General features: G+C 59.9%; 19 protein-coding genes and 1 other RNA gene. 11 read left to right on the top strand and 9 right to left on the bottom strand.

The features are described 5' to 3' along the window. The first annotated feature begins 134 nt into the window (after nucleotides 1–134). Entirely contained in the window at nucleotides 135–1,454 is a 1,320-nt protein-coding gene (locus ACCQ06_RS18445) for an MFS transporter (RefSeq protein WP_316688664.1), read from the top strand. A 115-nt stretch (nucleotides 1,455–1,569) separates the two neighbouring features. Here the strand turns inward: ACCQ06_RS18445 and ACCQ06_RS18440 are convergent, their stop codons facing one another. The 5 genes from ACCQ06_RS18440 to ACCQ06_RS18420 form a co-directional block, all read right to left on the bottom strand. Further along, entirely contained in the window at nucleotides 1,570–2,601 is a 1,032-nt protein-coding gene (locus ACCQ06_RS18440; RefSeq protein ID WP_104615347.1) for a LacI family DNA-binding transcriptional regulator, read from the bottom strand. A gap of 204 nt (nucleotides 2,602–2,805) precedes the next feature. Continuing rightward, nucleotides 2,806–2,882: non-coding RNA, sX9 sRNA (locus ACCQ06_RS18435), on the bottom strand. Between the two features lie 124 nt (nucleotides 2,883–3,006). Further along, nucleotides 3,007–3,747: an acetoacetyl-CoA reductase gene (gene phbB, locus ACCQ06_RS18430; RefSeq protein WP_055848354.1), complete on the bottom strand. Its 741-nt coding sequence runs from the start codon at nucleotides 3,745–3,747 to the stop codon at nucleotides 3,007–3,009. Between the two features lie 169 nt (nucleotides 3,748–3,916). Then, nucleotides 3,917–5,245, bottom strand: coding sequence for a CitMHS family transporter (locus ACCQ06_RS18425; protein WP_104615346.1), 1,329 nt, complete (start codon nucleotides 5,243–5,245; stop codon nucleotides 3,917–3,919). Between the two features lie 220 nt (nucleotides 5,246–5,465). Continuing rightward, nucleotides 5,466–6,659, bottom strand: a complete 1,194-nt coding sequence (locus tag ACCQ06_RS18420; protein WP_104615345.1) for an OprO/OprP family phosphate-selective porin — start codon at nucleotides 6,657–6,659, stop codon at nucleotides 5,466–5,468. Between the two features lie 256 nt (nucleotides 6,660–6,915). Here ACCQ06_RS18420 and ACCQ06_RS18415 point away from each other — a divergent pair, with 256 nt between their 5' ends. From ACCQ06_RS18415 to ACCQ06_RS18375, 9 genes are all read left to right on the top strand, one after another. Next, nucleotides 6,916–7,617 carry a response regulator transcription factor gene (locus ACCQ06_RS18415; RefSeq protein ID WP_115528876.1) on the top strand — a complete coding sequence of 234 codons (702 nt, stop codon included), beginning with the start codon at nucleotides 6,916–6,918 and terminating at the stop codon, nucleotides 7,615–7,617. Further along, the gene (locus ACCQ06_RS18410) at nucleotides 7,610–8,995 is read left to right on the top strand and encodes a sensor histidine kinase N-terminal domain-containing protein (RefSeq protein ID WP_316688659.1); all 1,386 of its coding nucleotides are present in this window, start codon (nucleotides 7,610–7,612) and stop codon (nucleotides 8,993–8,995) included. The genes ACCQ06_RS18415 and ACCQ06_RS18410 overlap by 8 nt, the downstream gene beginning before the upstream one ends. After that, on the top strand, nucleotides 8,995–10,044 hold the full coding sequence (locus ACCQ06_RS18405; protein ID WP_316692674.1) for an ABC transporter substrate-binding protein: 1,050 nt from the start codon (nucleotides 8,995–8,997) through the stop codon (nucleotides 10,042–10,044). The genes ACCQ06_RS18410 and ACCQ06_RS18405 overlap by 1 nt, the downstream gene beginning before the upstream one ends. 40 nt (nucleotides 10,045–10,084) lie before the next feature. Further along, on the top strand, nucleotides 10,085–10,723 hold the full coding sequence (locus ACCQ06_RS18400; protein ID WP_055850273.1) for a response regulator: 639 nt from the start codon (nucleotides 10,085–10,087) through the stop codon (nucleotides 10,721–10,723). Nucleotides 10,724–10,834: 111 nt separating this feature from the next. Next, the gene (locus ACCQ06_RS18395) at nucleotides 10,835–12,133 is read left to right on the top strand and encodes an HlyD family secretion protein (protein WP_316688655.1); all 1,299 of its coding nucleotides are present in this window, start codon (nucleotides 10,835–10,837) and stop codon (nucleotides 12,131–12,133) included. Beyond that, nucleotides 12,130–14,343 (top strand): peptidase domain-containing ABC transporter, encoded by a 2,214-nt coding sequence (locus ACCQ06_RS18390; RefSeq protein ID WP_316688653.1) that lies wholly within the window; start codon nucleotides 12,130–12,132, stop codon nucleotides 14,341–14,343. The genes ACCQ06_RS18395 and ACCQ06_RS18390 overlap by 4 nt, the downstream gene beginning before the upstream one ends. Before the next feature lie 108 nt (nucleotides 14,344–14,451). Further along, complete coding sequence (locus tag ACCQ06_RS18385; protein WP_316688651.1) at nucleotides 14,452–15,186, top strand: hypothetical protein; 735 nt, start codon at nucleotides 14,452–14,454, stop codon at nucleotides 15,184–15,186. 8 nt (nucleotides 15,187–15,194) lie between these two features. Next, nucleotides 15,195–15,785, top strand: a complete 591-nt coding sequence (locus ACCQ06_RS18380) for a hypothetical protein (RefSeq protein WP_316688650.1) — start codon at nucleotides 15,195–15,197, stop codon at nucleotides 15,783–15,785. Nucleotides 15,786–15,817: 32 nt separating this feature from the next. Continuing rightward, a complete protein-coding gene (locus ACCQ06_RS18375) occupies nucleotides 15,818–16,435 on the top strand; it encodes a hypothetical protein (RefSeq protein WP_316688649.1) in 618 nt (205 codons plus the stop codon). Nucleotides 16,436–16,584: 149 nt separating this feature from the next. Here the strand turns inward: ACCQ06_RS18375 and ACCQ06_RS18370 are convergent, their stop codons facing one another. The 3 genes from ACCQ06_RS18370 to ACCQ06_RS18360 all read right to left on the bottom strand — a co-directional run bounded on the left by ACCQ06_RS18370 (nucleotide 16,585) and on the right by ACCQ06_RS18360 (nucleotide 20,160). After that, nucleotides 16,585–17,862 (bottom strand): MFS transporter, encoded by a 1,278-nt coding sequence (locus tag ACCQ06_RS18370; RefSeq protein WP_316688648.1) that lies wholly within the window; start codon nucleotides 17,860–17,862, stop codon nucleotides 16,585–16,587. Nucleotides 17,863–17,924: 62 nt separating this feature from the next. Next, complete coding sequence (locus tag ACCQ06_RS18365) at nucleotides 17,925–18,356, bottom strand: toxin-activating lysine-acyltransferase (protein ID WP_316688646.1); 432 nt, start codon at nucleotides 18,354–18,356, stop codon at nucleotides 17,925–17,927. Continuing rightward, nucleotides 18,346–20,160, bottom strand: coding sequence for a protein adenylyltransferase SelO family protein (locus tag ACCQ06_RS18360; protein ID WP_372364406.1), 1,815 nt, complete (start codon nucleotides 20,158–20,160; stop codon nucleotides 18,346–18,348). Before ACCQ06_RS18360 ends, ACCQ06_RS18365 begins: the two co-directional genes overlap by 11 nt. A gap of 356 nt (nucleotides 20,161–20,516) precedes the next feature. Here ACCQ06_RS18360 and ACCQ06_RS18355 point away from each other — a divergent pair, with 356 nt between their 5' ends. After that, nucleotides 20,517–21,497 carry an IS5 family transposase gene (locus tag ACCQ06_RS18355; protein WP_316688643.1) on the top strand — a complete coding sequence of 327 codons (981 nt, stop codon included), beginning with the start codon at nucleotides 20,517–20,519 and terminating at the stop codon, nucleotides 21,495–21,497. 222 nt (nucleotides 21,498–21,719) lie between these two features. Here ACCQ06_RS18355 and ACCQ06_RS18350 read toward each other — a convergent pair whose 3' ends face one another. Then, nucleotides 21,720–22,790, bottom strand: coding sequence for an aldo/keto reductase (locus ACCQ06_RS18350; RefSeq protein WP_316688640.1), 1,071 nt, complete (start codon nucleotides 22,788–22,790; stop codon nucleotides 21,720–21,722). Between the last annotated feature and the right edge of the window lie 354 nt (nucleotides 22,791–23,144).

The raw sequence follows: 23,144 nt of genomic DNA, 5'->3' as shown, positions 1-23,144 counted from the left end.
ATTTGAATCGGAAAGCGAAGTATCAATTTTCGCCGCTGCCGCGTGTTGCGGCGCAGCGTTACAATCGATTGCATCATCGGCAGGGTACAGTGCGCTGCGGCCACTGGGAGCCGCACCGATGCCCAAGGCCTTGCATGTCGTCGACCGTTCCTTCGCTCTCTTTCGCGCGCATCCTGGCGCTCAACGCCGGTTTCTTCGGTGTGCAGTACAGCTTCGGGTTGCAGCAAAGCAACATGAGCCCGATCTACAACTACCTGGGCGCCGACCACGCCAGCCTGCCGTATCTGTGGCTGGCCGGCCCGATCACCGGGCTGGTGCTGCAGCCATTCGTTGGCGCGTGGAGCGACCGCTCGGTCACGCGCTGGGGCCGCCGCATGCCGTACATGGTGGTGGGCGCGCTGGTGTGCAGCCTGTGCTTGCTGGCGATGCCGTTCAGCACCGCGCTGTGGATGGCGGTGTGCCTGCTGTGGGTGCTGGATGCGGCCAACAACGTGGCGATGGAGCCCTACCGTGCGTTGGTCAGCGACGTGCTCGCACCACCTCAGCGGCCACTCGGGTATCTCACGCAGAGCGCGTTCACCGGCCTGGCGCAGACGTTGGCGTATCTGACTCCGCCGCTGCTGGTGTGGTTCGGCATGAATCAGGATGCCGCCAACGCGCACCATATTCCCTACGTCACCATTGCTGCGTTCGTGATCGGTGCGGGGTTTTCGGCCGCGTCCATCCTGCTTACCGCGCGCAGCGTGCGCGAGCCTGCAATTGCGCCGGCAGAGATCGCGCGCATGCGTCAGACCGGTGCAGGGCTGGGCGCAACGGTGCGCGAAATCGGCAGCGCCCTGCGCGCGATGCCGCCAACCATGCGTCAGCTGGCGCCGGTGATGTTGTTCCAGTGGTACGGGATTTTCTGCTACTGGCAGTACATCGTGCTGTCGCTGTCGACCACCTTGTTCGGCACCACCGACGCCACCTCGCACGGGTTTCGCGAGGCCGGTCTGGTCAATGGGCAGATCGGTGGATTCTACAATTTCATCGCGTTTCTGGCGGCATTTGCGATGGTGCCGGTGGTGCGCCGCTTCGGCCCCAAATACACGCATGCGGCCTGTCTGCTGGCGGCCGGCGTCGGTATGTGGGTGTTGCCGGGCATCGAGAACCGTTGGTTGTTGTTGTTGCCGATGATCGGAATCGGGCTGGCCTGGGCCAGCATGATGGGCAATCCGTATCTGATGCTCGCCGACAGCATTCCGCCCGAGCGCACCGGCGTGTACATGGGCTTGTTCAACCTGTTTATCGTGCTGCCGATGCTGATCCAGATCGTCACCCTGCCGCTGTATTACGAGCGGTTGCTGCACGGCGACCCGCGCAATGTGATCCGCCTGGCCGGTGCATTGATGCTGGCTGCAGCGGTGGCAATGCTATGCGTGCGCATTCGCAAGCCCAAGGCTGTCGCGGCGTAACCGCTCGTTTGCGTTGTTATGCCGGCCACAATAGCGAGTGTGAGCGCGCCGCCGCCGCACAGCGCGCACCCTCTTACGATTCCCGATTCCCGATTCCCGATTCCCGATTCCAGCCTCACGCCGACTCGCGCACCACCAGTTTCACCGGCATTTCAACCGATTGCACCGCCTCGCCCGCGATCAGCGCCAGCAGCCGGTCCACCAGCAAGCGCGCGGCCAGGCCCAGATCCTGCCGCACGGTGGTCAGCGGTGGCTGGCTGTAGGCGGCCAGCGGAATATCGTCGAAACCTACCAGCGAGATGTCCTGCGGCACGCGATGGCCGGCTTCGACCAGGGCGCGGATGGCGCCCACGGCAATCACATCGGAGGCCGCAAACAGGCCATCCGGCGGGTCGGTCTTCTTGAGCATGGCGCGGGTGAGGCGGTAGGCGTCTTCGCTGACGAAATGGCTGCGCGCATGCAGGCGGGTGTCGAATTCCAGCCCGTGCTGCTCCAATGCATGACGGTAACCGGCAAACCGCGGCGCCACTTCGGGTAACTGGTCGTCGCCCAGAAACGCGATGCGCTTGCGGCCGCTGGCGATCAGGTGTTCGGTGGCGAGCGCGCCGCCCTGGAAGTTGTCGCTGCCGACGCTGATATAGGCCTGCCCGTCGATGCGGCTGCCCCATACGGCCATCGGCAGGCCATCACGCGCGGCTTTGTCCAGTGCGGCATGTTCGGAACTCTGCCCCAGCACGATCACGCCATCGGAGCGGCTGCCGCGGGCAAGCTGTTCCACCCAGCCATCCTGGTGCCGGTCCAGCTTGGACAGCAGCATGCTGTAGCCGCGCCCGGTGAGTTCTTCGGCCAGCAACGCCAGCATGGTCATCAGAAACGGATCGGATAGCGGTTGATCCAGCGCGTGCATCATCGGCACCGCAACGCTCACCGTGTTGGAGCGTTTGGCACGCAAGCTGCGTGCGACCGGGTCGACCTGGTAGCCGGCGTCGGCGGCAATCTGCTTGATATAGGCGCGGGTGCGCTCTGCCACTACCGGGCTGCCGGCAAGGGCGCGCGACACGGTGGACTCGGACACGCCCGCCATGCGGGCGATGTCGGCCATCTGCGGGCGGGCATTCTGCGGGGTGCGTTCTGAGGGTTTGGCCATGGCAGCGCACTGCGGAAAAACCAGAGTGTAATCAGTTCGCACTAGAGGCGGGTTGTTCGCGCAGTGGCGGCCGCTTGTGCGCAACGGCGCAACGCCATCGCGCACACGCGTCCTAGCCTTGCGATCGCGGTTGCGTGGCGAGTGCCGGGAGAGTGCTGCGGCTGGACAGCGCATCATTGTGCATCCGGACATGGGGCGAAGAACCGTCAACAAAACGTAGCGGGCGGCTGCCAGGCGGGTGTGGGCGGCGTACAGGAACCGGAGTGTGATGGGTCGTACCTGCCGATGCCGAGCATCGGCCGCTCCTGTTTGCTGGTCGCGTCGTCGTTTGGTTGGTCGCGTTGCGTGATCGCGGCTTGCGTGCCGAGGTGCACTCCGACAACCGCTTGCAGACCACTGTCGGTGTCATCCCATATACAGGCCGCCGTTGACCGCATAGTCGGCGCCGGTCACATAGGCGGCATCGTCGGAGGCCAGCCATGCGCACAGGCCGGCGACTTCTGCAGGCTTGCCCAGCCGACGCATCGGCACCGAGGTGGCCAGGCGATCGAGCACGTCCGGCGGAAAACTGCTGATCGATGCACTGGCGATATAACCGGGCGAAATGGTGTTGACGGTGACCCCGCGCGAGGCCACTTCCTGCGCCAGCGCACGGCTGAAGCCATGCATCGCGGCCTTGGCGGTGGCGAAGTTGATTTGTCCGATCTGGCCCTTGTGCGCGCTGACCGAGCCGATGTTGACGATGCGCCCCCAACCGCGCGACGTCATGCCATCCACCACCTGCTTGGAGATGTTGAACAGCGAATGCAGGTTGCTGGCGATCACTGCATTCCAGTCGTCGCGCGTCATCTGGCGGAACAAGGTGTCGCGGCTACCGCCTGCGTTGTTGACCAGCACATCGATCTCGCCGACTTCGGCCTTGACCTTGGCAAAGGCCGCCACCGTGGAATCCCAATCGGCGGCATTGCCTTCGGAGGCGACGAAGTCGAAGCCCTGCTCGCGCTGCTCGCGCAACCAGGCCGACTTACGCGGCGAATTGGGCCCGCAACCGGCAACCACGGTGTGCCCGCTGCGCGCCAGCTTCTGGCAGATCGCGGTGCCGACACTGCCCATGCCGCTGGTGACGTATGCGATGCGAAGCGTCATTGGTGTAACTCCTTTGGAGTTGGGAATGGGGAATCGGGAGTGGGGAATCGGTAGCGCAGGAAGCCGCCTTTGCGGTCGGCGTTCTCCATGTGGAAGTCAGGAACCGTCACGACAGCACAGCGCCGCTCTTACGATTCCCCATTTCCGATTCCGCATTCCCGGCGCGCGATCAGCGCGCCAATGGAAACAAGCCAAACAACAACCCGCCGCCAAGCATCAGCATCGAAATCAACACCGCCCACTTCAGCGTGAAGCGTTGATGGTCGGCAAAGTCGACCTTGGCCAGGCCGACCAGCAGATAGGTCGAGGGCACCAACGGGCTGAGCAGATGCACCGGCTGGCCGGCAAGCGAGGCGCGGGCCATTTCCACCGGTGTGATGCCGTAGTGGCCGGCCGCCTCGGACAGGATCGGCAGCACGCCGAAGTAGAACGCGTCGTTAGACATGAAGAACGTAAACGGCATGCTGACGATCGCCGTGATCACCGCCAGATACGGGCCCCAGCTGTCCGGGATCACTGCCAGAAAACTGCGCGACATCGCTTCCACCATGCCGGTGTTGGACAGGATGCCGGTGAAGATGCCGGCGGCAAAGATCAGCGACACCACCGACAGTACGTTGCCGGCGTGATTGACCAGGCGGCGGCGTTGTTCGGCCAGGTTGGGGTAGTTGATCATCAATGCCAGTGCGAAGCCGATCATGAACAGCACCGGCATCGGCAGGATGCCCACCACCAGTGCGGCCATCAGCGCCAGGGTCAGAATCAGATTGACCCACAGCAGCTTGGGACGCTTCATGTCCTCGGTGTCTTCCACGCGCGGCAAGGCGTCGTTGTCTTCGGGGATGCTGGTGTCCAGCCAATTGCCATCGGCCGGCAGGCGCACCACGCCCAGGCGGCGGCGCTCGCGCATGCCCAGATACCACGCCAGCGCGATGATGCCGGCAATCGCCAGCAACATTGCCGGCACCAGCGGCACGAACACATCGCCCGCATCCACGTGCAGGGCAGTAGCGGCGCGTGCGGTCGGGCCGCCCCACGGAGTGAGATTCATCACGCCGCTGGCCAAGATGGTCACGCAAGTGAGGTTGAGCGCATTCATGCCCAGGCGCTGGTACAGCGGCAGCATCGCCGACACGGTGATCATGTAGGTGGTGGAGCCGTCGCCATCGAGTGAGATCAGCATTGCCAGGACCGCGGTGCCCATCACGATCTTCAGCGGGTCGCCCTTGACCAGCCGCAGGATGCGCCCGACCAGTGGATCGAACAGCCCGGCATCGATCATCACCCCGAAGTAGAGGATGGCGAACATCAGCATCACGCCGGTGGGCGCGATCTTCTTGATGCCCTCGAGCATCATGTCGTTGATGCCGGTACCGAAGCCGCCCAGCAGTGCGAACACGATCGGCACCGTGATCAGAGCCACCAGCGGCGACAGCCGCTTGCTCATGATCAGGTACATGAAGGTGATCACCATTCCGAAACCGAGCGCGGTCAGCATGCGGGCAAATCCTTTGGGGCGTGCAGCAGGGAGAGGGTGGAGCGCACCGTTGCGCAGGAGACGGCGCAGTGGTGATACACAAGAAACGTAAAAATGCTGCTCATTGCGTCACTGCCGCAATGGCAAAAGCGACAATCTTCGTGCGTGCACGGCGCTTGCGCCGCATCGCGGCGACGCCTGCGGACATACGTTTGGAACCGTGGCGCCACGCAGCAGTGCATCAGAAGTCGTACTGAAACCGGCCGGTGACCGCCAGCGTGTGATCGACCAACGCATTCATCGTGCGGTCGCGGTTACGGCTGTCGATCACGTTGAGCATGACGCGCAGATTAGGCTTGAAATACCAGTTGCCACCCAAGGTCCACGACTGCGTGCTGGCATCTATGAAGTTGGGCTGGCCATCCAGATGTTGGTCGCCGCGCATGTAGTCGTAGCGCAATGCCAGCTCGAACGCGCCGCTGGGGCGATTGGGCGTTTTGATACGGCTGAACCGGCCGGTCTTGCGATCGTAGCCGCGCGATTCGCCGGTCACGAACCAGCTGACTAGGCCATAGCTTGCCAACACCTTGGCGTGCTGGCTGCCATCGTCGAGCAGGCCGCCACTGAATTCGCTCTGCCACGACCAGGGGCCAAGGACTTCGGCATATTCCAACGACCACTTGTCGAAGTCGGTATCGCGGCCATCGGCGAACCGCGCCAGGGTGATGCGGCTATTGTTGGCCAGGTCGTTTTCCGGGCGCGGGCGGATCAACAGCGATGCCGCACCGTCGCTGCCCGGATGCGAATAGCGCTCATGCGCCAGTGAAATACCGAGGTGACGCAGGCGTGCTTCGCCCATCTCCGGTGCAAAGGTCAGGCGTGTGCCCAGCGCGCCGCCCTTGGTGGACGAGTTGTCGATGCTTTCCAGGCTGTAGAGCGCCGTGGACCAGGTGGCATCCGGGCGATTGGCCTGCCAGGAAATGGCCTTGCGATAGATCGGTGCCAGCGTGGTGGAGGCATAGCCGCGTTCCAGGAACGGGCCATAGTTGGACCCGGTGCGATCGTCCAGCGAAAAGTATTGCTTGAACTGGCCCACGGTCAGCGTACCGGCGGAAAACTTCTTGGCGATGTACACATCGCGCGCCAGGATGCCGCGGCCGCCGGCTTCGTATTGCAGGCCGGCAAATTCGGCCTCGGCCTTGTAATTGAAGCCATAGAACTTGCCTGCCACATCGAGCCACACACGGCGGAACTGGGTGTCGTTGCGCTCGGGCGTGCCGCGGTCGTCGTTGTCGAACATGGTGAAATCCCAGTGCACCCGTCCGCCCAGTTCGGCGGTGACCGGGCCCGCGTCATCGGCCGCGCGCGCTGCCGGTGCCAGGCAGATCGCCGCGCAGGCGGTGAAGGCGCGCAGACGCAAAGTGTCGTTGCTCACAGACCCTCCCAGGTGCATGTGTGAATCACGTTCAGCGATGCACCACGACGATCGCCGTGGCGCGTTGGCTGCAGCCTAGTCCCGCGAAGCTGTCATGGACCTGTCGTTTTGGGGCGGGAATGGGGAGTCGGGAATGGGGAATCGCAACAGCGCAATCGCCAAAGCGGAAGAGCTTTTGTCTGCCTAGCCTGTTACCTTCCGGCCGCAACAACATGCTGTTCCGATTCCCCATTCCCTATTCACGATTCCCCGCCCAATGCGCCTGCTGCTAGTCGAAGACAATGCCGATCTCGCCGATGCCATCGTGCGGCGCATGCGCCGTAGCGGGCATGCGGTGGATTGGCAGGCCGACGGGTTGGCGGCGGCCAGCGTGCTGCGCTATCAGAGCTTCGATCTGGTGGTGCTGGATATCGGCCTGCCCAAGCTCGATGGGCTGCGCGTGCTGGCCGGGATGCGCGAGCGTGGCGATACCACGCCGGTGCTGATGCTTACCGCGCGCGATGGCATCGAAGACCGCGTGCAGGCGCTGGACGTGGGCGCGGACGATTACCTCGGCAAGCCGTTCGATTTCCGCGAATTCGAGGCGCGCTGCCGTGTGTTGCTGCGCCGCAATCGCGGCCAGGCCAGCGAAGTGGTGCAAATCGGCGGATTCGTGTTCGACAACGCTGCGCACACGGTGATGCTCGATGGCGCGCCGATCGAATTGCCCAACCGCGAATACCGCCTGCTGGAAATCCTGATCGGGCGGCTGGGTCAGGTGGTCGGCAAGGACGAAATCGGCAACGGGCTGTTCGGCTTCGACGACGATGCCGGGCCCAATGCGATCGAGCTGTATGTCGGCCGTCTGCGCCGCAAGCTGGCCAGCGCGCCGTTGCGCATCGTCACCGTGCGCGGTGCCGGCTACAAACTCGAAGAAGCCGACCCGCATGCGCCGGTGGAGCCGGGCAGCGATGGCTGAGCCGCTGACGGTGGCGCCGTCGATCCGGCGCACCTTGCTGCTGTATCTGGGCAGCCTGTCGCTGCTGGGGGCGGTGGTGCTGTTTTTTGCGGCACGCGATTATGGCGAGCGTGCCGCCAATCGGTCCTACGATCACCTGTTGGTGTCCTCGGCGCTGTCCATCATCGATAGCGTGGCGCTGGTCGGTGGCGACTGGCAGGTGGATCTGCCTTACGCCTCGCTGGATCTGCTTGGCATGGCGCCGGAAGATCGCGTGTTCTACCGCGTGTTCGATGCGCAGGGCCGCACCATCACCGGCGAAGACGCCTTGCCGTTGCCGGCGCGCGCGCCCAGCGATGAGCGCCCGTTGCTGTTCGATGCGCAGTACAGCGGCGAGCCGGTGCGCTTTGCGGTGGTGATGCATCGGGTGGCCTCGGCGTCCGGGCAGGGCGAGGTGCGGGTGCAGGTGGGCCAGACACGGCGCGCGCGCGATGCGGTGGCGCGCGATGTGGTGCTCAATGCATTGGTCGCGATCGCTGTGTTGTCGCTGCTGGCGTTGGGGTTGGTCTGGCTGGGCGTGTACCGCGCATTGCGGCCATTGCAACGCATCGAGCGCGACCTGTCGCGTCGCGAGCCATCGGATCTCAAACCGCTCAACGTGCCGGCGCCGCAGGAAATGCAGTTGATGGTGACCGCGCTCAATCGCTTCATGGCGCGGCTGTCGTCCAGCAACGAGACCTTGCGTGCGTTCATGGCCGAGGCCGCGCACCAGATGCGCACGCCCCTGGCCGCATTGCGCGCGCAGGCGCAGCTGGCCATGGACGACGACGACCCGCGCGACATGCAACGCAGCCTGGCCGCGATCGAGCGCAACGCCAGCCACATGAGCCGCCTGCTCAATCAATTGCTCAGCGATGCCAGCGTGATCCATCGCTCCAACCTGCAGCGTTTTGCCACGGTGGACCTGGCCGAGGTGCTGCACCAGGCATTGCATGAAGCACTGCCGCGCAGCGACGGCGCGCCACGTGTGCAACTGGCCATCGACCCGCAACCGGCGCTGCTGCGCGGCGACGCGTTGCTGCTGCGCGAAGCGCTCAAGAATCTGATCGACAACGCCTGCAAATACGGTGGCGCCGCGCCGCTGCAGGTGGCTTTGACCAGCGACGGTAATCAGCACGTGCTGACCATCGCCGACCACGGCCCGGGCATTCCGGCCGCCGAAGCCGAGCGCGTGTTCGAGCGTTTCGTGCGCGGTCCGGATGCACCTGCGGGCGGCGCGGGCCTGGGGCTTGCCATCGTCAAGCGCGTGGTCGAAGCGCATGGCGGGCGTATCGATCTGGCCAATCGCATCGGTGGCGGATTGATCGCCTCGTTGCATTTCCCCGGGGGAACCGCATGATGCGCAGGCTGTGGGCAATGGTGCTGCTGCTGGTGCACGGTTTGGCCTGGGCAGCGCCGGGCGATGTGCGGCGCTTCCCCGCGCAGGGGCCGATGCATGCGCAGCTCCGCGTGCAGGGGTCCACTGATCTGGAAGTCTTCGGCGCGGTCATTCAGGACTACCAACGCCTGCATCCCGGTACCGAGGTGATCTACGAGGATGTGATTGCCTGGGACATCTATGATCACTATCTGCATCCGGGTGCCGGTGCGCCGACGGCGGACATGCTGATCAGCGCCAGCATGGATCTGCAGACCAAGCTGGTGAACGACGGGCACGCGCTGGCTCACCGCTCCGCGCAGACCGAAGCGCTGCCGGCCTGGGCGCAATGGCGGCATGAAGTGTTCGGCATCAGCTACGAGCCGGTGGCCATCGTCTACAACACGCGCAAACTCGACGCCGCACGCGTCCCGCGCACGCGCCGCCAGCTGCTGGCCTTATTGCGCGCGCCCGATGCGCCGTTGCGCGGCAAGGTGGGCACCTACGATGTGGAGCGCAGCGGCGTGGGCTACTTGTTCGCCACCCAGGACGGGCAGGTGGGCAGCATTGCCGGCGCGTTGCTGGCCGCGTTGGGCGCAAATCAGGTCAAGCTGGAAGAGCGCACCGGCACCTTGCTCGACCGTGTCAGTCGCGGCGAACTGCTGTTGGCCTACAACGTGCTTGGTTCCTACGCGCAGGCGCGTATCGATGCCGGTGCGCCGCTGGGCATCGTGCAGCCGCAGGACTACACGCTGGTGGCGCTGCGCACCGCGGTGATTCCCAAGACCGCACCGCATGCGCCGGAAGCGCGCAGGTTTCTCGACTATCTGCTGTCGCCCCGCGGGCAGCAGGTGCTCTCGCGCGAAGCGCGGCTGATGCCGATCCTGCCGTCCGCCGGTGGCCGTGGCGGCTCGGCGCAACCGCCGTTCCGGCCGATTCCGCTCGGCCCCGGTTTGCTGGTGTATCTGGACAAGCTCAAACGCCGCCAGTTCCTGGAAGCGTGGCGTGCGAGTACGCAACCGCCGCGGTAGGGCAGCGGCATCGATGGCGCCCATGTGCCAGACTTGGCAGATGGCCGATCTCACCATTCTCGTCGCCGACGACCACCCGCTGTTCCGTGCCGCCGTGATCCACGTGCTGCAGCAAACCCTGCCGCAGGCGCAGGTGGTGGAAGCCTCCAGCGCCGCCACGCTGAGCGCGATGTTGCGCTCGCACCCGCAGGCAGAGCTGGTACTGCTGGATCTGGCCATGCCGGGCGCGCGCGGCTTCTCGGCGCTGTTGCATGTGCGCGGCGAGCATCCGGATATCCCGGTGGTGGTGATCTCCTCCAACGATCACCCGCGGGTGATCCGGCGTGCGCAGCAGTTTGGCGCGGCCGGCTTCATTCCCAAATCCACGCCGGCCGAATCCATCGGCACCGCCGTGGCCAGTGTGCTGGACGGCGGCACCTGGTTTCCGCCAATGACCGCCGAGCGCTCGGAGGCGGACGCGCAACTGGCATCCAAGCTCGCCCAGCTCACTCCACAGCAGTTCCGCGTGCTGCTGAGCCTGGCCGATGGCCTGCTCAACAAGCAGATCGCCCACGAACTCGGTCTGGCCGAAAACACCGTCAAGGTGCACGTCACCGCCATCTTGAAAAAGCTCGACTGCTACAGCCGCACGCAAGCGGCGGTGCTGGTCAAGGCGCTGGAGCCGGAGGGCGAGGGCTGAGGGCTGGCGTTACTCTCAACGCCAGAGCAACAAAACGCAAATGTAATTTTAATGTCTGCGCGGGTAGCCTCAAACCACACAAGTTGTGCAGTAGATTTGGATGTAGGTGCTATGGATAGCGAATCAAGTCAGATGGATGACGCAGAACAACCGCTCTTTCGCAAGCGAAAGGGGCCGGAGGCAACGTCCACACTCGGTGATCTGAAAGATGCATTTCCCTCGTCCATCCGGATCTGGATTGGCTGTGGCTGTGTGCTTTTCCTCTTGCTGGCCACGTTTGTTCTGACCGCGTCCTACTCAAAGCGTGAGCATGTATCGGGCCAAATCATTTCGACGCATGGGCGAGTGGATATTCGTAGTGCAACGCCTGGCCTCATCTTGTCGACGACGTTGAAGCCCAATGCCTTGGTCAAGAAGGGCCAAGTGCTCGCGGAGCTCTCAGCCGACATCACCGACGAAGCGGGTCGCTCTTTGTCCGATGAGACGATCAAGCGTGCGCTCACCCGATCAGAAGAGCTGACCAAAGAGCAATTGCAGACGCATGACTTTTCCGGCCAGCGCGAGCGGGAACTGACGCGTCAGGTCGAAGAAACGAGCGGTGCGATGCAGGAAGTCGCTCGCAAGATCTCAATCTTGGAAAAGAAATACGCCAAGAACAAAGAACTCTTGAAGACCATTGAGCCGCTGCTTGCCGAGAAGTACGTGTCCAAATACACCTACCTCACCTACGAAAATGCTCTCTTGGATGCAGAGGCGGAGATCCAGGATGCCCGCGCGCAGCAGTCCACACTTCGCAATCAACGTGCCGCATTGCTGGGTGAGATTACTGAGATAAAGACAACGGCCAGCAGGCAAGCAAGCGAAATTGAGCGTGAAAAATCCACGATCGAAGATCAAGTGGCAAGAGCCAAGTCCGATCGTCTGCAAACCATCACTTCACCCTTGAGCGGCACCGTTGCAGCAATCTATGCATCCCAAGGTCAGCGCATTGGTACCGACTCGATCATCGCGTCCATCACCCCAAGCGAGTCGGTGTTCGAAGCTGAAATTCTTATTCCTTCCAGGGCCATCGGACATGTGAATGTCGGCACCGAGGTGCTGCTCAACATCGCCGCATTCCCGAAAGCAAAATATGGCGCCATCCAGGGGCGCATCGCATCGCTGTCGACGCAAACGAGTCCCCTCGGGGAGTTGGAGCGTCGCTATGGTCGCCAGTCGCCCACTGAGCCGGTTTACACCGCCAAGGTGGCCTTGCCTTCCCAGACTATCGGAGTTGCCCAAGGAGCGAAGTCCTTCCTACCGGGGATGGAAGTGGACGCGGAACTGATCTTGGAGGGCCGCAAGATCTGGGAGTGGATGTTTGACCCCTTCCAAACCATGGGATCACGCTTGACGGGTGAAAAGCAATGAAGGACGTCTTGACGCCATCAGCCAATGGCGATGCCGAGATGGATCGCTCTGCTGAACCAAGCCTGGTGTTTTCCTCGAAGCGCCGTGTGCCGCATATCCGCCAAACCGAGTCGAGTGAGTGCGGCCTGGCCTGCATTGCGATGCTGCTCTCCTACTACGGCCATGAAACGAGTCTTGGGGAGCTTCGCAACCGCTTTACGGTGTCAACCAGTGGGGCAACGCTCGCCTCCCTGATTGAAATCGCTGATGCCAACGGGCTCACGACGCGTCCGCTTCGCTTGGAGCTTTACGAACTGCCCAAGCTGTCGTTGCCTTGCATGGTCCACCTACACCACGGGCACTTTGTCGTGCTGACGGCGGTGAGGGGAGGGCACGTGCACATCAGCGATCCCGCAACGGGCGTCAAAAAAATCAAGCTCGATGAGTTCGATGAGCTTTTTAGCGGCATTGCGTTGGAGGCGCATCCGGGTCCGGCCTTCAAGAAGATCAAGAGCGTGCCATCGGTGTCGCTTCGCGATCTGGCAGGCTCGCTTCGGTCCCTGGTGCCCGCGTTCTGGGGTGTGGGCATCTTGGCGCTCTTCTTGGAAGGCTGTGCGCTGATTGCGCCGCAATATCTAAGACTGACCATGGATCAGGTGCTCAGCGTCAAGGACGATGGTCTGGTCACCACATTGGCGATCGGCTTTTCGATCGTGCTCCTGGTCCAGCTCGTCTTGACCGTTGCCAGGAAGTGGACCTTGCTGTGGATCTCTTCGACCACTGGCTTACGGTGGAGCAGCAATTTGTTCCGTCACCTCGTGTCGCTACCCCAGTCGTATTTCGTAAAGCGGCACACCGGGGATATTTCAAGCCGCTTTCAGTCGATCTACTCCATCCAGCAGTCACTCACGACGAAGATGATGGAAGCGGTCATCGATGGGGTGATGTCTTTCCTCATGTTGTTGCTCTTGATGAGCTACGACGCGCCGCTTGCCTTCGCTTTGTTGGCTTTCACCATTGCTTATGTGGGTTCGCGCTACGCCTACTACGCCAAACTGAAAGAAGCCAACCTCGATCAGATCAACATTGATGCACGCCGGCAAAGTTTTCTCTACGAAACGGTCCGAAGCATCCAGCCCATCAAGCTGTTCAACAAGTCAGCGCTCTGGGCGTCGCGCTTCACGAACTACAGCGCGAAAGCAACCAATGCGACCATCGGGGCCGAGCGTATCCGCATTGGGTTCGATTCTGTCCAGCTTCTCATCCAAGGCCTGTGCCGCATTTTCGTGATCTGGGAGGGCACCCGGCTGGTGCTCAGTGGGGATATGACGGTCGGGGGGCTGACGGTCTTTTTGATCTACGCAACCCAGTTCAGCCAACGCAGCATCAACCTAGCCGACTACTTGATGCAGCTCCGGCTGCTTCGCTTGCACACAGAGCGCATTTCAGACATCACGCACAGCGAGCCTGAGTCGTTTTTGCATGGCAACTGCGCACTGGAAGACGCTGCGCCCGCCATTGCAATTGCCAACGGCTATTTCCGCTACTCGTCTACGGACAAGTGGATCATGAGTGCCTTGCAGCTCAGGGCACCGGCAGGCCAGGTGATTGCAATTGTCGGGAACTCAGGCGTGGGTAAGACCACACTCATCCGCGTTCTGGCGGGGCTTGAAGATCTTCAAGTCGGGGACTTCTTAGTCAATGGAGAGGATCTGCGCAAAGTCGGTAAGTCGAGCTATCGGAGCAAGGTCAGCATCGTCATGCAGGGAGACAATCTGTTGTCGGGAACGCTGTCGGAAAACATCTCTATGTTCGATGAGCATATCGACCAAGAACGTCTCGTGCAGGCTGCTAAATTGGCGTGCATCCACGACGATATTCAGCGCATGCCAATGGGCTTCAACACCAGAGTCGGTGACTTGGGAAACACGCTGTCAGGCGGTCAAAAACAACGGATCTTCTTGGCGAGAGCCTTCTACAGGCGCACCAAGTTGTTGTTGATGGATGAGCCAACGACTGGGGTTGATGAGCAGATGGGCATACAGCTGATGAAGAACATCAGGAGCATCGGTGCAACCACAGTCATTGTGACGCATGACAAGAATATCTCTCGGATGTGCGATATGCACTATCTCTTTGTGGGCGGGATCCTAAGGCCATTGATCAAAGAGCAGTCCAGCAAATTTGAACAGGACGATCCCGAAGGAGCGGCTGAAAAGTCCGCTCAATAATGAGGAGTTGCGACGCTTATCAAAATAAGTTAAACGAAAGATCGATATGGCACATTCAATGAAAAAAAATATTAGGAACAAAGTCTACTCACAGGATGGAGCGCTGTAATGAGAGAACTAACAAACGAAGAGCTATTCTTAGTGGCAGGCGCGGCTGCTGCTGCGGATGTTGATCCAAGCGAACCTCCCACGGAGATTCCACCAATTGTTGTCAACCCGCCTACAAGTCCACCTCCGACTATTCCTCCTTCACCACCCGTTGAGCAGCCGGGACCAATAACACCCCCGGGGGGAGGTGGTGGTGCACCAACTCCTCCGCCACCTCTGGTGAGTGGGCTCGGTGCGGGGGCAGACGCATATCTGAATAAAAGCGAAGATGTGAAGAGCTTGCTCTCAAAATATATAGCAAGCGGCGCCGACGTGGAATTTAAAGACCTCGGAGTAGTCAAAGGCGAGGTCGATGCGGGAAATATCTATCTGGATGATGACCTTAAAGGCACCTCCCTCCAAGCCGCAACCGTACTAAGTCATGAGCTTTATCATGTCTATAATACTGTAACTTACGGCACGACAAACCCAACTCAGGAGCAATATGTCAACGCATGGCTCAACAATGAAGCGGGCTCAGTCATGTTTGAATTAAATTTTGTCAAGCAGGTTGAGGCAACTAGTATTACCCAGTATCCAGCTGATCTGACTAGCATTTATAACCAAATCGGCACCACGCTAACGACGGAACAGGCGACCGCCAAGATAGCAGAGTGGTATGGTAATCAGGACCATGGTGGTGGCCAAACTGTGAAGCAATACTACGAATATGTTTACAATTCAAATAAAAAATAGGTGAAATTATGAGATTTTATCTCGGCCGTCCTCTTCCATTGGTCATTTTAATCGCTATGTTTTTAATGCCGGCACTGGCATTTGGGGGGGCTTTTGGCTCCGATAAAAAAATCAGAAACTTAATATCGTTGTTCAGCTCTGGCGTTGATGTCGAGCAGCCTCAAGTTGAGAAACTGATTGGAGTTGATATGGCTAAGGTCGAGATTACAAGGGATGAACCCCTTCGTCGCCACTACCGGGTCTCTTTAGATGACCCGAAATCTCAAGTGACTGCATTGAGCTTCGGAGCTCATCGTAGTGACGCAGGCTCTCAGGTATGGAAAATAGCTGCGTTGGCAGCCATTTACGCTGACAAAAAAATCCCAGGGTGTGAAAAATACGACGATATTGTGAAGAAGTATGGCTTCATTGAAAGCATTCGTGAACCCCGATCAGTGATAAAGGGTGCGGCTTGGACGCAACCGGCGACGTTGACCAAAGGGCCGTATAAAATTTATGTGTCAACCACGGACGTCACGTCGCCTTGTATTTCTGGATTTAGTGTCTCCACGAAGTCGACTGACAGCTCTTCTACTTCGAGCAAACATATAGGAAGCTAGTCTTCACCTTGCATCGGTCAATCATTTTGTGGTTGACCGATGCAATCTGGTGCATTGAGTCGATCGCCATTTTTATAAATAATTATGCCGGCAACTTTTGTTGGCGTTTAGTTGCTAGGGTGGTTGGTTTTATGGGTGTGAGATTGGCTTCTATAAACGCGTTAGTTATTGCGATCGCGGTTTGCGCATATGCTGAAGCTGAGAATTCGTTAGTAAGCTTTGATGAGGTTGTTGATGAATTTTATAATTCCGAAAAACCTAAAAACTTTGAATTTTTTCGGGAATTTTGGTTTCGCGATTTTCACCAAGTGAGTTCGAGTCGGTCTTTGAATATTGCTTTCCGTTCAAGTGCGCTCAGGACGCTAGATCAATATGAAATCGCCTTTGTTGAATTTAGGGTTCCGCCTGAACTCGATAAAGGAGTGGGCTTCGCATATATGGAGTTGGCCCCGGGGCGCTGTTATGAGGTGTCTAAGATAAAGAAAAAGTTTGCGCTTACTCCATATATCTTGCCCCCAAATCCCCATGAGCCAATCGCCAACATTAGTAAGGATATCTTCTATAAAACCAATCTTGGTGAAACGTCGGTGTATCTAAAGGCGAGTTCGAAGGGCAAGTGCTTGCTTGGTCTCACGAGAAGTCGAAACTGATGAGGTTCGCTGCCACTAGCCAATTAGTTGTCTAATTGGCTAGTGCTAAGCTGGACTACTAATAGGGTCCGCGTGAGATAAATGTGCTCAGGCGTTACACGTTCTCGTGAACAACCCAAGATCATTGCAAGGCAACAGCGTGATGGCACTTACGGCTCTGGTCGCTCCTTCAAGTTATTCCGAATGATGAGCAAGTAGACGAGGAGGGCGGGCACGCACGTCAGGCAGATGCCAATGAAAAACGTGCCATAGCCCTGGCTTTGTCCATGGAGCGTGGTGAGATAAGCCACTGCAAGGCCTGAAAAGCCGGCAAGCACCCTGCCGAAGATGGAGTAGAAGCTGGTTAGCCAAGCGTAGTGCTCACCTGCTCGTCCAAGCGTGACCAGCTTTGACATGTAAGCAACCAGGGCTATGCCGGTATAGCTACTGGCAAGGTTTTGAAGAATTACGCTAGCCCAAAGCAGTTCAGCAGACCGCTCGTTCGACGAAAGCAATGCAAGAACGAGGAGGGCAAGGGCTTGGAGCGCTGCTCCGACAAGGATGGTCGTACTCAGGCACATGCGTTTCAAGCTTGTGCCTGCAGCCAAAATTCCGACAAAGGCTGCTGGGATCCCAAGCCAGATGTGCAGGGATCCGACCATACTTTTCCCGATGCCAAGGGCATAGAAAAAGGGATTGATCATGGGACCCAGAAGAATGTCCGGTAGGCGATAGCAGCCGATGAAGACGACCACTGCAATCCATCCTCGGAGCGTGGAGGGTCGAAGCGACACCAACAGAGCCCCCTGCTTCTCCGCACTCATGCGACCTGTGGTGAGGACGCCATCGGGGGCAGATCGCAGAAAGAGCGTTCCGCAGATAGGCACCAACATCAGGGGAAGCAGAAGTGCATAAGCAACTTGCCAGGACAGCCGCGCTGCGAGCAAGAACACCAGACCGTCGCTCAACAGCAGAGCAATGCGGTAGCCAAATTGATAGGCCGTGAGGAGTTTGGCTGGCTGCTGGTGCACTGCCTCTTGTTCGATGCGAAACGCATCGACTGAGGCATCCAGCGTCGCACCGCCAAAGGCGGCTGCGATGCAGCTCAGTGCAATCAGCGGAAGGCTCCCGGAGACGACGCTCAGGACAAGGCCCAGGAGAGAGAAGGCGACCATGACCGAAGACAAGACAATCCATCCTTGACGGTGCGACATGGTGCTTCCAACGACCGGCGCACGACGTTGGTCGAGATGGCGGGCCCATAGGAATTTGAGGGAGTAGGGAAGTACGGTCCAAGCCAAGGCACCGATGACTGCGATCGAAAGCGACTTTTCGCTGAGCCAATAGCCTAGGGTGCTGCCGATCAGCGGATAAGGCAAACCAGAGCCGAAACCCAGCAACAAAAATCCAGTCCAGGCCTTGGTCGGCCTTGATGTCACTTCGTGCATGGGCTGCAACTGCCTTGTCGCTTCGGTTCGTCCATTCGTATCAAGGAAGCAACGTGTCTTCCTCAGCCGTCTTTGCGAATTGTGTAAGCCTTGGCTCCCAGCATAGCGCCGGTCTTATCTCGCACCAAGCGATGCGCTTGCTTGAAGTGAGGACGCAAGCGGTGCCGGAGTGCTCTCGCCAGGCGTCGGCGATGCCCTGGCATAGCCACGAAATCCAAGATCCAGAGTTGATCACCTTCGTTCCAGTCGCTAATCGGCAAGAACGGGGGATCTTGCAGAACCAAATGACTGGCGGTTTCAGGCGTCAGATAAGCCCATAAAGCGTAGCCGGTCCATACCCCATCGTCGTCCTCGATCGTGACGAGCTGGCCTAGGCGAATTGCAGGCCATAGCCACACATAAGCCGCTGCGATACTGAACTTCTTGCGGTCAGTCTTGAACAGGAGTTGCATCGCCAGGCCAAGCGCCTGTGCATCAACGGCATTAGGTTGCATGGGCGGTGGTTGAGCTAAATGTCTGCGCTGCAACGGCAGCGTCTGGGAAGGTGAGCAGTGCGGCAGGAATCGATGCATGCCCGTTCAAGCTTAGACCTCTCAGGTAGCTGGTGGGGTCGCAGTCGACAAGCACGACGGTTTCATGGCCAGAACTGGTGATGCCGAGTGTCTTATCTGCAACTTCGGCACCGAAGACCAGCGTTCCCCCATGCACGCGCGGCCCCGCCAGCTGGACGGCATAGGCCATGCGCTGCGTATCAAAGAAATACAAGGCGGTGGACACTTGATCGCTTGCGTAGCCTAGGACAAGCCAGTGCGACGGTAGGCCTTTCCAAATACGCCGCGAGACCGCGACTTCGGTTGCGATAAAGGCCGAGAGCCGCTCGGGTCCCGACGACTGATCGGCAAGGATCGACCGTACTAGCTTGATCGCCCGGTGCTTGGAGACGCGATAGGAAAGGCGAGGTCGTGGTCTCAGCCAGCGGTTGGCCGCACAAAGATGAAGGACCGTACTTGGAAGTGCGCGCAGGAGCGCTGTGATCTCTTCACCAATCTGGGACTCAGAGGTTGCTTTGCCTCTGATGTGATCGAAGAGCCAATCGTGACGTTCAGTGTGCTTTGTGGGTTGATCAAATGCATAGTCAATGCGCTGTTGTTCGCGGTAGTAGCGCGCAAGGAGGTCTTTGAAATGGGCCGTCTCCGGGCTTGACTCAGGTAAGGCACAGGCTTCTGCACAGTGATTGAGAAATGCAGCTTCCATATGCTGCTCAATCTGGGTGAGCAGCTGGTCGATGTCGGAAATTGCCTTGTCGAAGCGGGAATACTTCTTGAAGAAGTAGGCAAGTGATGGAAGTGAGTGACGGACATCGCGCATTTCATTGCCGAAGAAGTGACCATGTCCATCGGTGCCATACTTCCAGCTGGGAACTGCGCGGAAGCCGCCGAAATCCAGGAACTGCGCGTTCGATGTGATGTTGTCGCTTGTCGGGCGCCCAGTCCAGAGGCGATGCGCGCGACTTGCGGCAATCTGCTCGGCAAGGCGCAGATAGAGCTGAGACAGGTCAAAGCCTAGGCCATTGGAATGACCGGCATCGTGTTGTGCTTGTTCTTCGGCAAAGTGGACGGCATCTCTGACGCGCAAGCTATCTTGAAATTGATCACTGCCTGAGCTGCCTGATGTTCCGAAATAAAGGCTGCGCTCGAAATGCGCCAAGCGCAGGAAGGCGGGCCTGATCAGAATGGCACAACGCTCCGGTTCGTCTGCATCGGTACGCGCTAGGGAAAAGCCGGCATCAATGATGGCAACGATGGGGACTACGCCGTGTGGGAGCTCTGCATTGAGGATCTCGCTAGCGACTGCCTCGCGAATGGCATCGTAGAGATAAAGACAGCCATGCGAGTGTGACCAATCGTGGGCTTCGGAGACCAGTGGCGTGGGGCCGGTTCCTTTAGCAATGAGCGTGCCATCGGAGCCGCAGCGCCCACTCCCGCCGTGGATTGCCCCACCGCTCCCACCATACCGATCAGCGCCCAGCGTTTGTCCGCCGAAGCTGCCGGCAACGCAGTGAGTTGGGAGGGAGGTCACGGCGAAGCGTTCAAGTAAGGAAGCTGAGACACGTGCCCGAGTTGGCTCTTCGTGGATAGCCATGCCTAAGTCATGAAACCAGCGCTCGTTGAGCCAGAGCAAAGAAGCGTCTGGTAGCCTACCAACCGGAAAGGGTACGAGCATCGCTGTGCTCACACAGGCGAGGTTCAATAGTTGCGAGCTCCTCCCATCATCCATGTGCCAGCGTGTATTTGGCATCTTTCCTACTTCTTTTTGCGGCTGTCGCGATTTTACGTTGAAACTCCGCCGCTGATGCTAGCAACCCTCGATGAACTCGGTCTCCAGGTGTCCCGGGTTTTCCGGTCGGCAGGGACGTTGTCGCTGAGACGCTGCTTCGGCTGTCTACCGGAGTCGTGGATGATCCAGACCACGCCAGGCGAATGCAGCATATTTAAAGTTTCCGCTATCGCCAAAGTCTAGGTATGCACCCGCAGTATCGACGATGCGCATGTTGCACGGCTACATCATGTGGCTGTCGCGTTAGCGTTTAAGGAACCTCTGAACAAAGCACGGCAGATGCGCGACACTACCCGCCTCGTGTTGAGGAATCATCCATGCAACTGACGTTCGGCGACGCTGAGGGCCTGGGCAAGCGCAAGCAGACCCGGCGCGAGATCTTTCTGGCCGAGATGGAGCAGGTCGTTCCGTGGCAGCAATTGCTCGGTCTGATCGGTGCACACTACCCGGTGTCGGGACGGCCAGGTCGGCAGCCGTACGCACTGGCGACGATGTTGCGGATTCATCTGCTGCAGCAGTGGTATGCGTTGAGCGATCCGGCGATGGAAGAAGCGCTGCACGAGATTCCGACCTTGCGGCGCTTTGCTCAGCTCGGTGGGTTGGACGACATTCCCGACGAGACCACGATTCTCAACTTTCGGCGCCTGCTGGAGACCCATGGCCTTGCCGCACGGATGCTGGAAGCGGTCAACGCGCATCTGGCGCGCAAGGGCCAGAGCCTGCGCTCCGGCACGATCGTCGATGCGACCCTGATCGCTGCACCCAGCTCGACCAAGAATGCCGACCATGCACGCGATCCTGAGATGCATCAGACCAGGAAGGGCAATCAGTGGTATTTCGGGATGAAGGCGCACATCGGCGTGGATGAGTTTTCAGGGTTGGTGCACCACGTCCATTGCACAGCGGCCAATGTCGCCGATGTCACGGTGATGCACACGTTGCTGCATGGCAAAGAAGACAGCGTGTTCGGCGACAGCGGCTACACCGGCGCGGACAAACGCGGCGAACTGCAGGACTGCGACGCTGCATTCTTCATCGCCGCCAGGCCCTGGACGATCCACGCCATCGGCAACAAGCGCGAGCGTGCTCGGGCACAGCGTTGGGAACACGTCAAGGCCAGCGTGCGCGCGAAGGTGGAGCATCCATTCCGGGTGATCAAGCGCCAGTTCGGCTACACCAAGGTCCGCTATCGCGGCCTGGCCAAGAACACGGCACACGTGCTGACCTTGTTTGCGCTGTCAAACCTGTGGATGAAGCGAAAGCAGTTACTGCCTGCGATGGGGGGCGTGCGCCTGTGATCCGTGGAATTCCCACGGAAAGCGCCAAAAATGGCGAAACTCCGAAGATCCAAACGCGACTCTCCGGAACGATGCGGACATTCTGCCCTCTTAGGCCTCGTTGTTCAGACCTTCCTTAATGGATCCCGAGGCATTCACCTCGACACAGGCAATGAAAGACGCAACGAAGACAAGCAGTACACCACGATGGCGGATGGTCTGGTCATGTGGTGCTCCTTTGCGTCAGCTGCGCAGTTGCAGCGCGTGCCTGCCGTAGATCAGCTGCTGCGCCATCGGCCGGCCGATGAAACGCTCCGGGAAGATCGGCGCCAGGCCGCTGACCTGATCCAGCTGCGCCAGCTGGTCGTCGCTGAACACGATCTCCAGCGCGCCGAAGTTGTCTTCGGCCTGTTGCAGCGTGCGTGCGCCCATTACCGGCGAAACGACCGCCGGATTGCGCAAGGTCCAGGCAAGCGCCACTTGCGCGCGCGAGGCGCCCAACTCGTTGGCCACCGTGCCAACTACATCGGCGATCTCCAGCGAGCGCGCAGTGAGATGCCCGGTCGAGGTGATCACGCCCTTGCGGCTTGTGGACACATCCGCCGCGTTGTCGTCGGACAGATCCGCGCGGCTGTACTTGCCGGTCAGGATGCCGCCTCCCAGTGGCGACCACGGCAATACGCCCAGGCCCAGCTCGCGCGCCATCGGTAGCAACTCATGTTCGACGGTGCGTTCGACCAGGCTGTATTCGATCTGCAGCGCGACCAAGGGCGACCAGCCGCGCAGATCGGCCAGCGTCTGCAATTGCGCCACGCGCCATGCGGGCGTGTTGCAGATGCCGATGTACAGAACTTTGCCCGACTGCACCAGATGCTCCAGCCCGCGCATCACTTCGTCCGGCGAGGTAGTGAAGTCCCATGCGTGCAGATACAACAGGTCGATGCGATCGGTGTCGAGTTGACGCAGGCTGGTCTCCACCGAGCGGATCAGGTTGAGACGGTGATTGCCGCCGGAATTGATGTTGTCCGCATCGCGCGCCATGGTGAATTTTGTCGCCACCACAAAGCGCTCGCGACGCGGCTTGATCAGGCTGCCGACGATGCGCTCGGAGCCGCCGTTGGTGTAATTGACCGCGGTGTCGATGAAATTACCGCCGCGGTCTACATAGGCATCGAAGATACGCTTGGCTTCGCCTGCATCCGCGCCCCAGCCCCATTCCTCGCCGAAGGTCATGGTGCCCAGCGATAGCGGCGAGACGCGCAGCCCGGAGCGGCCGAGCAGGCGATAGTGGTCCAGAGAAAGTGTCTGATTCATGGGTTGTATCTCCCGGCAGTGGTGTCGTGCGTCATGCGACGTACTGTGCCGCCGGCCGGTGAGTCAGCGTGAGCCTGGTGATCCGGCATCCTTGCCTGATCGTCCGGATCGTGCGCGCCGCACCTTGACGCAGCGTGGCGCAATGCCTGGCAGGCCGTGCAGCGTTCGGTTGGATGGGTGTGGTGCGCCTGCCGTGTCGATCGCAAGGTACTAACGCGCATGCACGTTGTGGTCGCGCGTCTCAAAGAGACCTCAATGTGCGCTGTCCTGGCGCGGCGCGTGAACGATCACGCCCGCATCCGCCGCGTTCTCGATGCGCAAGAGCAGATCCGAGATGACGCGAATCGGCAGCTG

Source organism: Xanthomonas sp. NCPPB 4467 (assembly GCF_041475665.2).
Lineage (GTDB): Bacteria > Pseudomonadota > Gammaproteobacteria > Xanthomonadales > Xanthomonadaceae > Xanthomonas > Xanthomonas dyei.
The sequence above is the reverse complement of the archived record's forward strand: the minus strand, read 5'-3'. Positions and strand labels throughout refer to the sequence as shown.

Coding starts and splice junctions, on each gene's coding strand:
- ACCQ06_RS18445 (WP_316688664.1), top strand. CDS start 135: ATGTCGTCGACCGTTCCTTCGCTCTCTTTCGCGCGCATCCTGGCGCTC.
- ACCQ06_RS18440 (WP_104615347.1), bottom strand. CDS start 2,601: ATGGCCAAACCCTCAGAACGCACCCCGCAGAATGCCCGCCCGCAGATG.
- phbB (WP_055848354.1), bottom strand. CDS start 3,747: ATGACGCTTCGCATCGCATACGTCACCAGCGGCATGGGCAGTGTCGGC.
- ACCQ06_RS18425 (WP_104615346.1), bottom strand. CDS start 5,245: ATGCTGACCGCGCTCGGTTTCGGAATGGTGATCACCTTCATGTACCTG.
- ACCQ06_RS18415 (WP_115528876.1), top strand. CDS start 6,916: ATGCGCCTGCTGCTAGTCGAAGACAATGCCGATCTCGCCGATGCCATC.
- ACCQ06_RS18410 (WP_316688659.1), top strand. CDS start 7,610: ATGGCTGAGCCGCTGACGGTGGCGCCGTCGATCCGGCGCACCTTGCTG.
- ACCQ06_RS18405 (WP_316692674.1), top strand. CDS start 8,995: ATGCGCAGGCTGTGGGCAATGGTGCTGCTGCTGGTGCACGGTTTGGCC.
- ACCQ06_RS18400 (WP_055850273.1), top strand. CDS start 10,085: ATGGCCGATCTCACCATTCTCGTCGCCGACGACCACCCGCTGTTCCGT.
- ACCQ06_RS18395 (WP_316688655.1), top strand. CDS start 10,835: ATGGATAGCGAATCAAGTCAGATGGATGACGCAGAACAACCGCTCTTT.
- ACCQ06_RS18390 (WP_316688653.1), top strand. CDS start 12,130: ATGAAGGACGTCTTGACGCCATCAGCCAATGGCGATGCCGAGATGGAT.
- ACCQ06_RS18385 (WP_316688651.1), top strand. CDS start 14,452: ATGAGAGAACTAACAAACGAAGAGCTATTCTTAGTGGCAGGCGCGGCT.
- ACCQ06_RS18380 (WP_316688650.1), top strand. CDS start 15,195: ATGAGATTTTATCTCGGCCGTCCTCTTCCATTGGTCATTTTAATCGCT.
- ACCQ06_RS18370 (WP_316688648.1), bottom strand. CDS start 17,862: ATGCACGAAGTGACATCAAGGCCGACCAAGGCCTGGACTGGATTTTTG.
- ACCQ06_RS18365 (WP_316688646.1), bottom strand. CDS start 18,356: ATGCAACCTAATGCCGTTGATGCACAGGCGCTTGGCCTGGCGATGCAA.
- ACCQ06_RS18360 (WP_372364406.1), bottom strand. CDS start 20,160: ATGCCAAATACACGCTGGCACATGGATGATGGGAGGAGCTCGCAACTA.
- ACCQ06_RS18355 (WP_316688643.1), top strand. CDS start 20,517: ATGCAACTGACGTTCGGCGACGCTGAGGGCCTGGGCAAGCGCAAGCAG.
- ACCQ06_RS18350 (WP_316688640.1), bottom strand. CDS start 22,790: ATGAATCAGACACTTTCTCTGGACCACTATCGCCTGCTCGGCCGCTCC.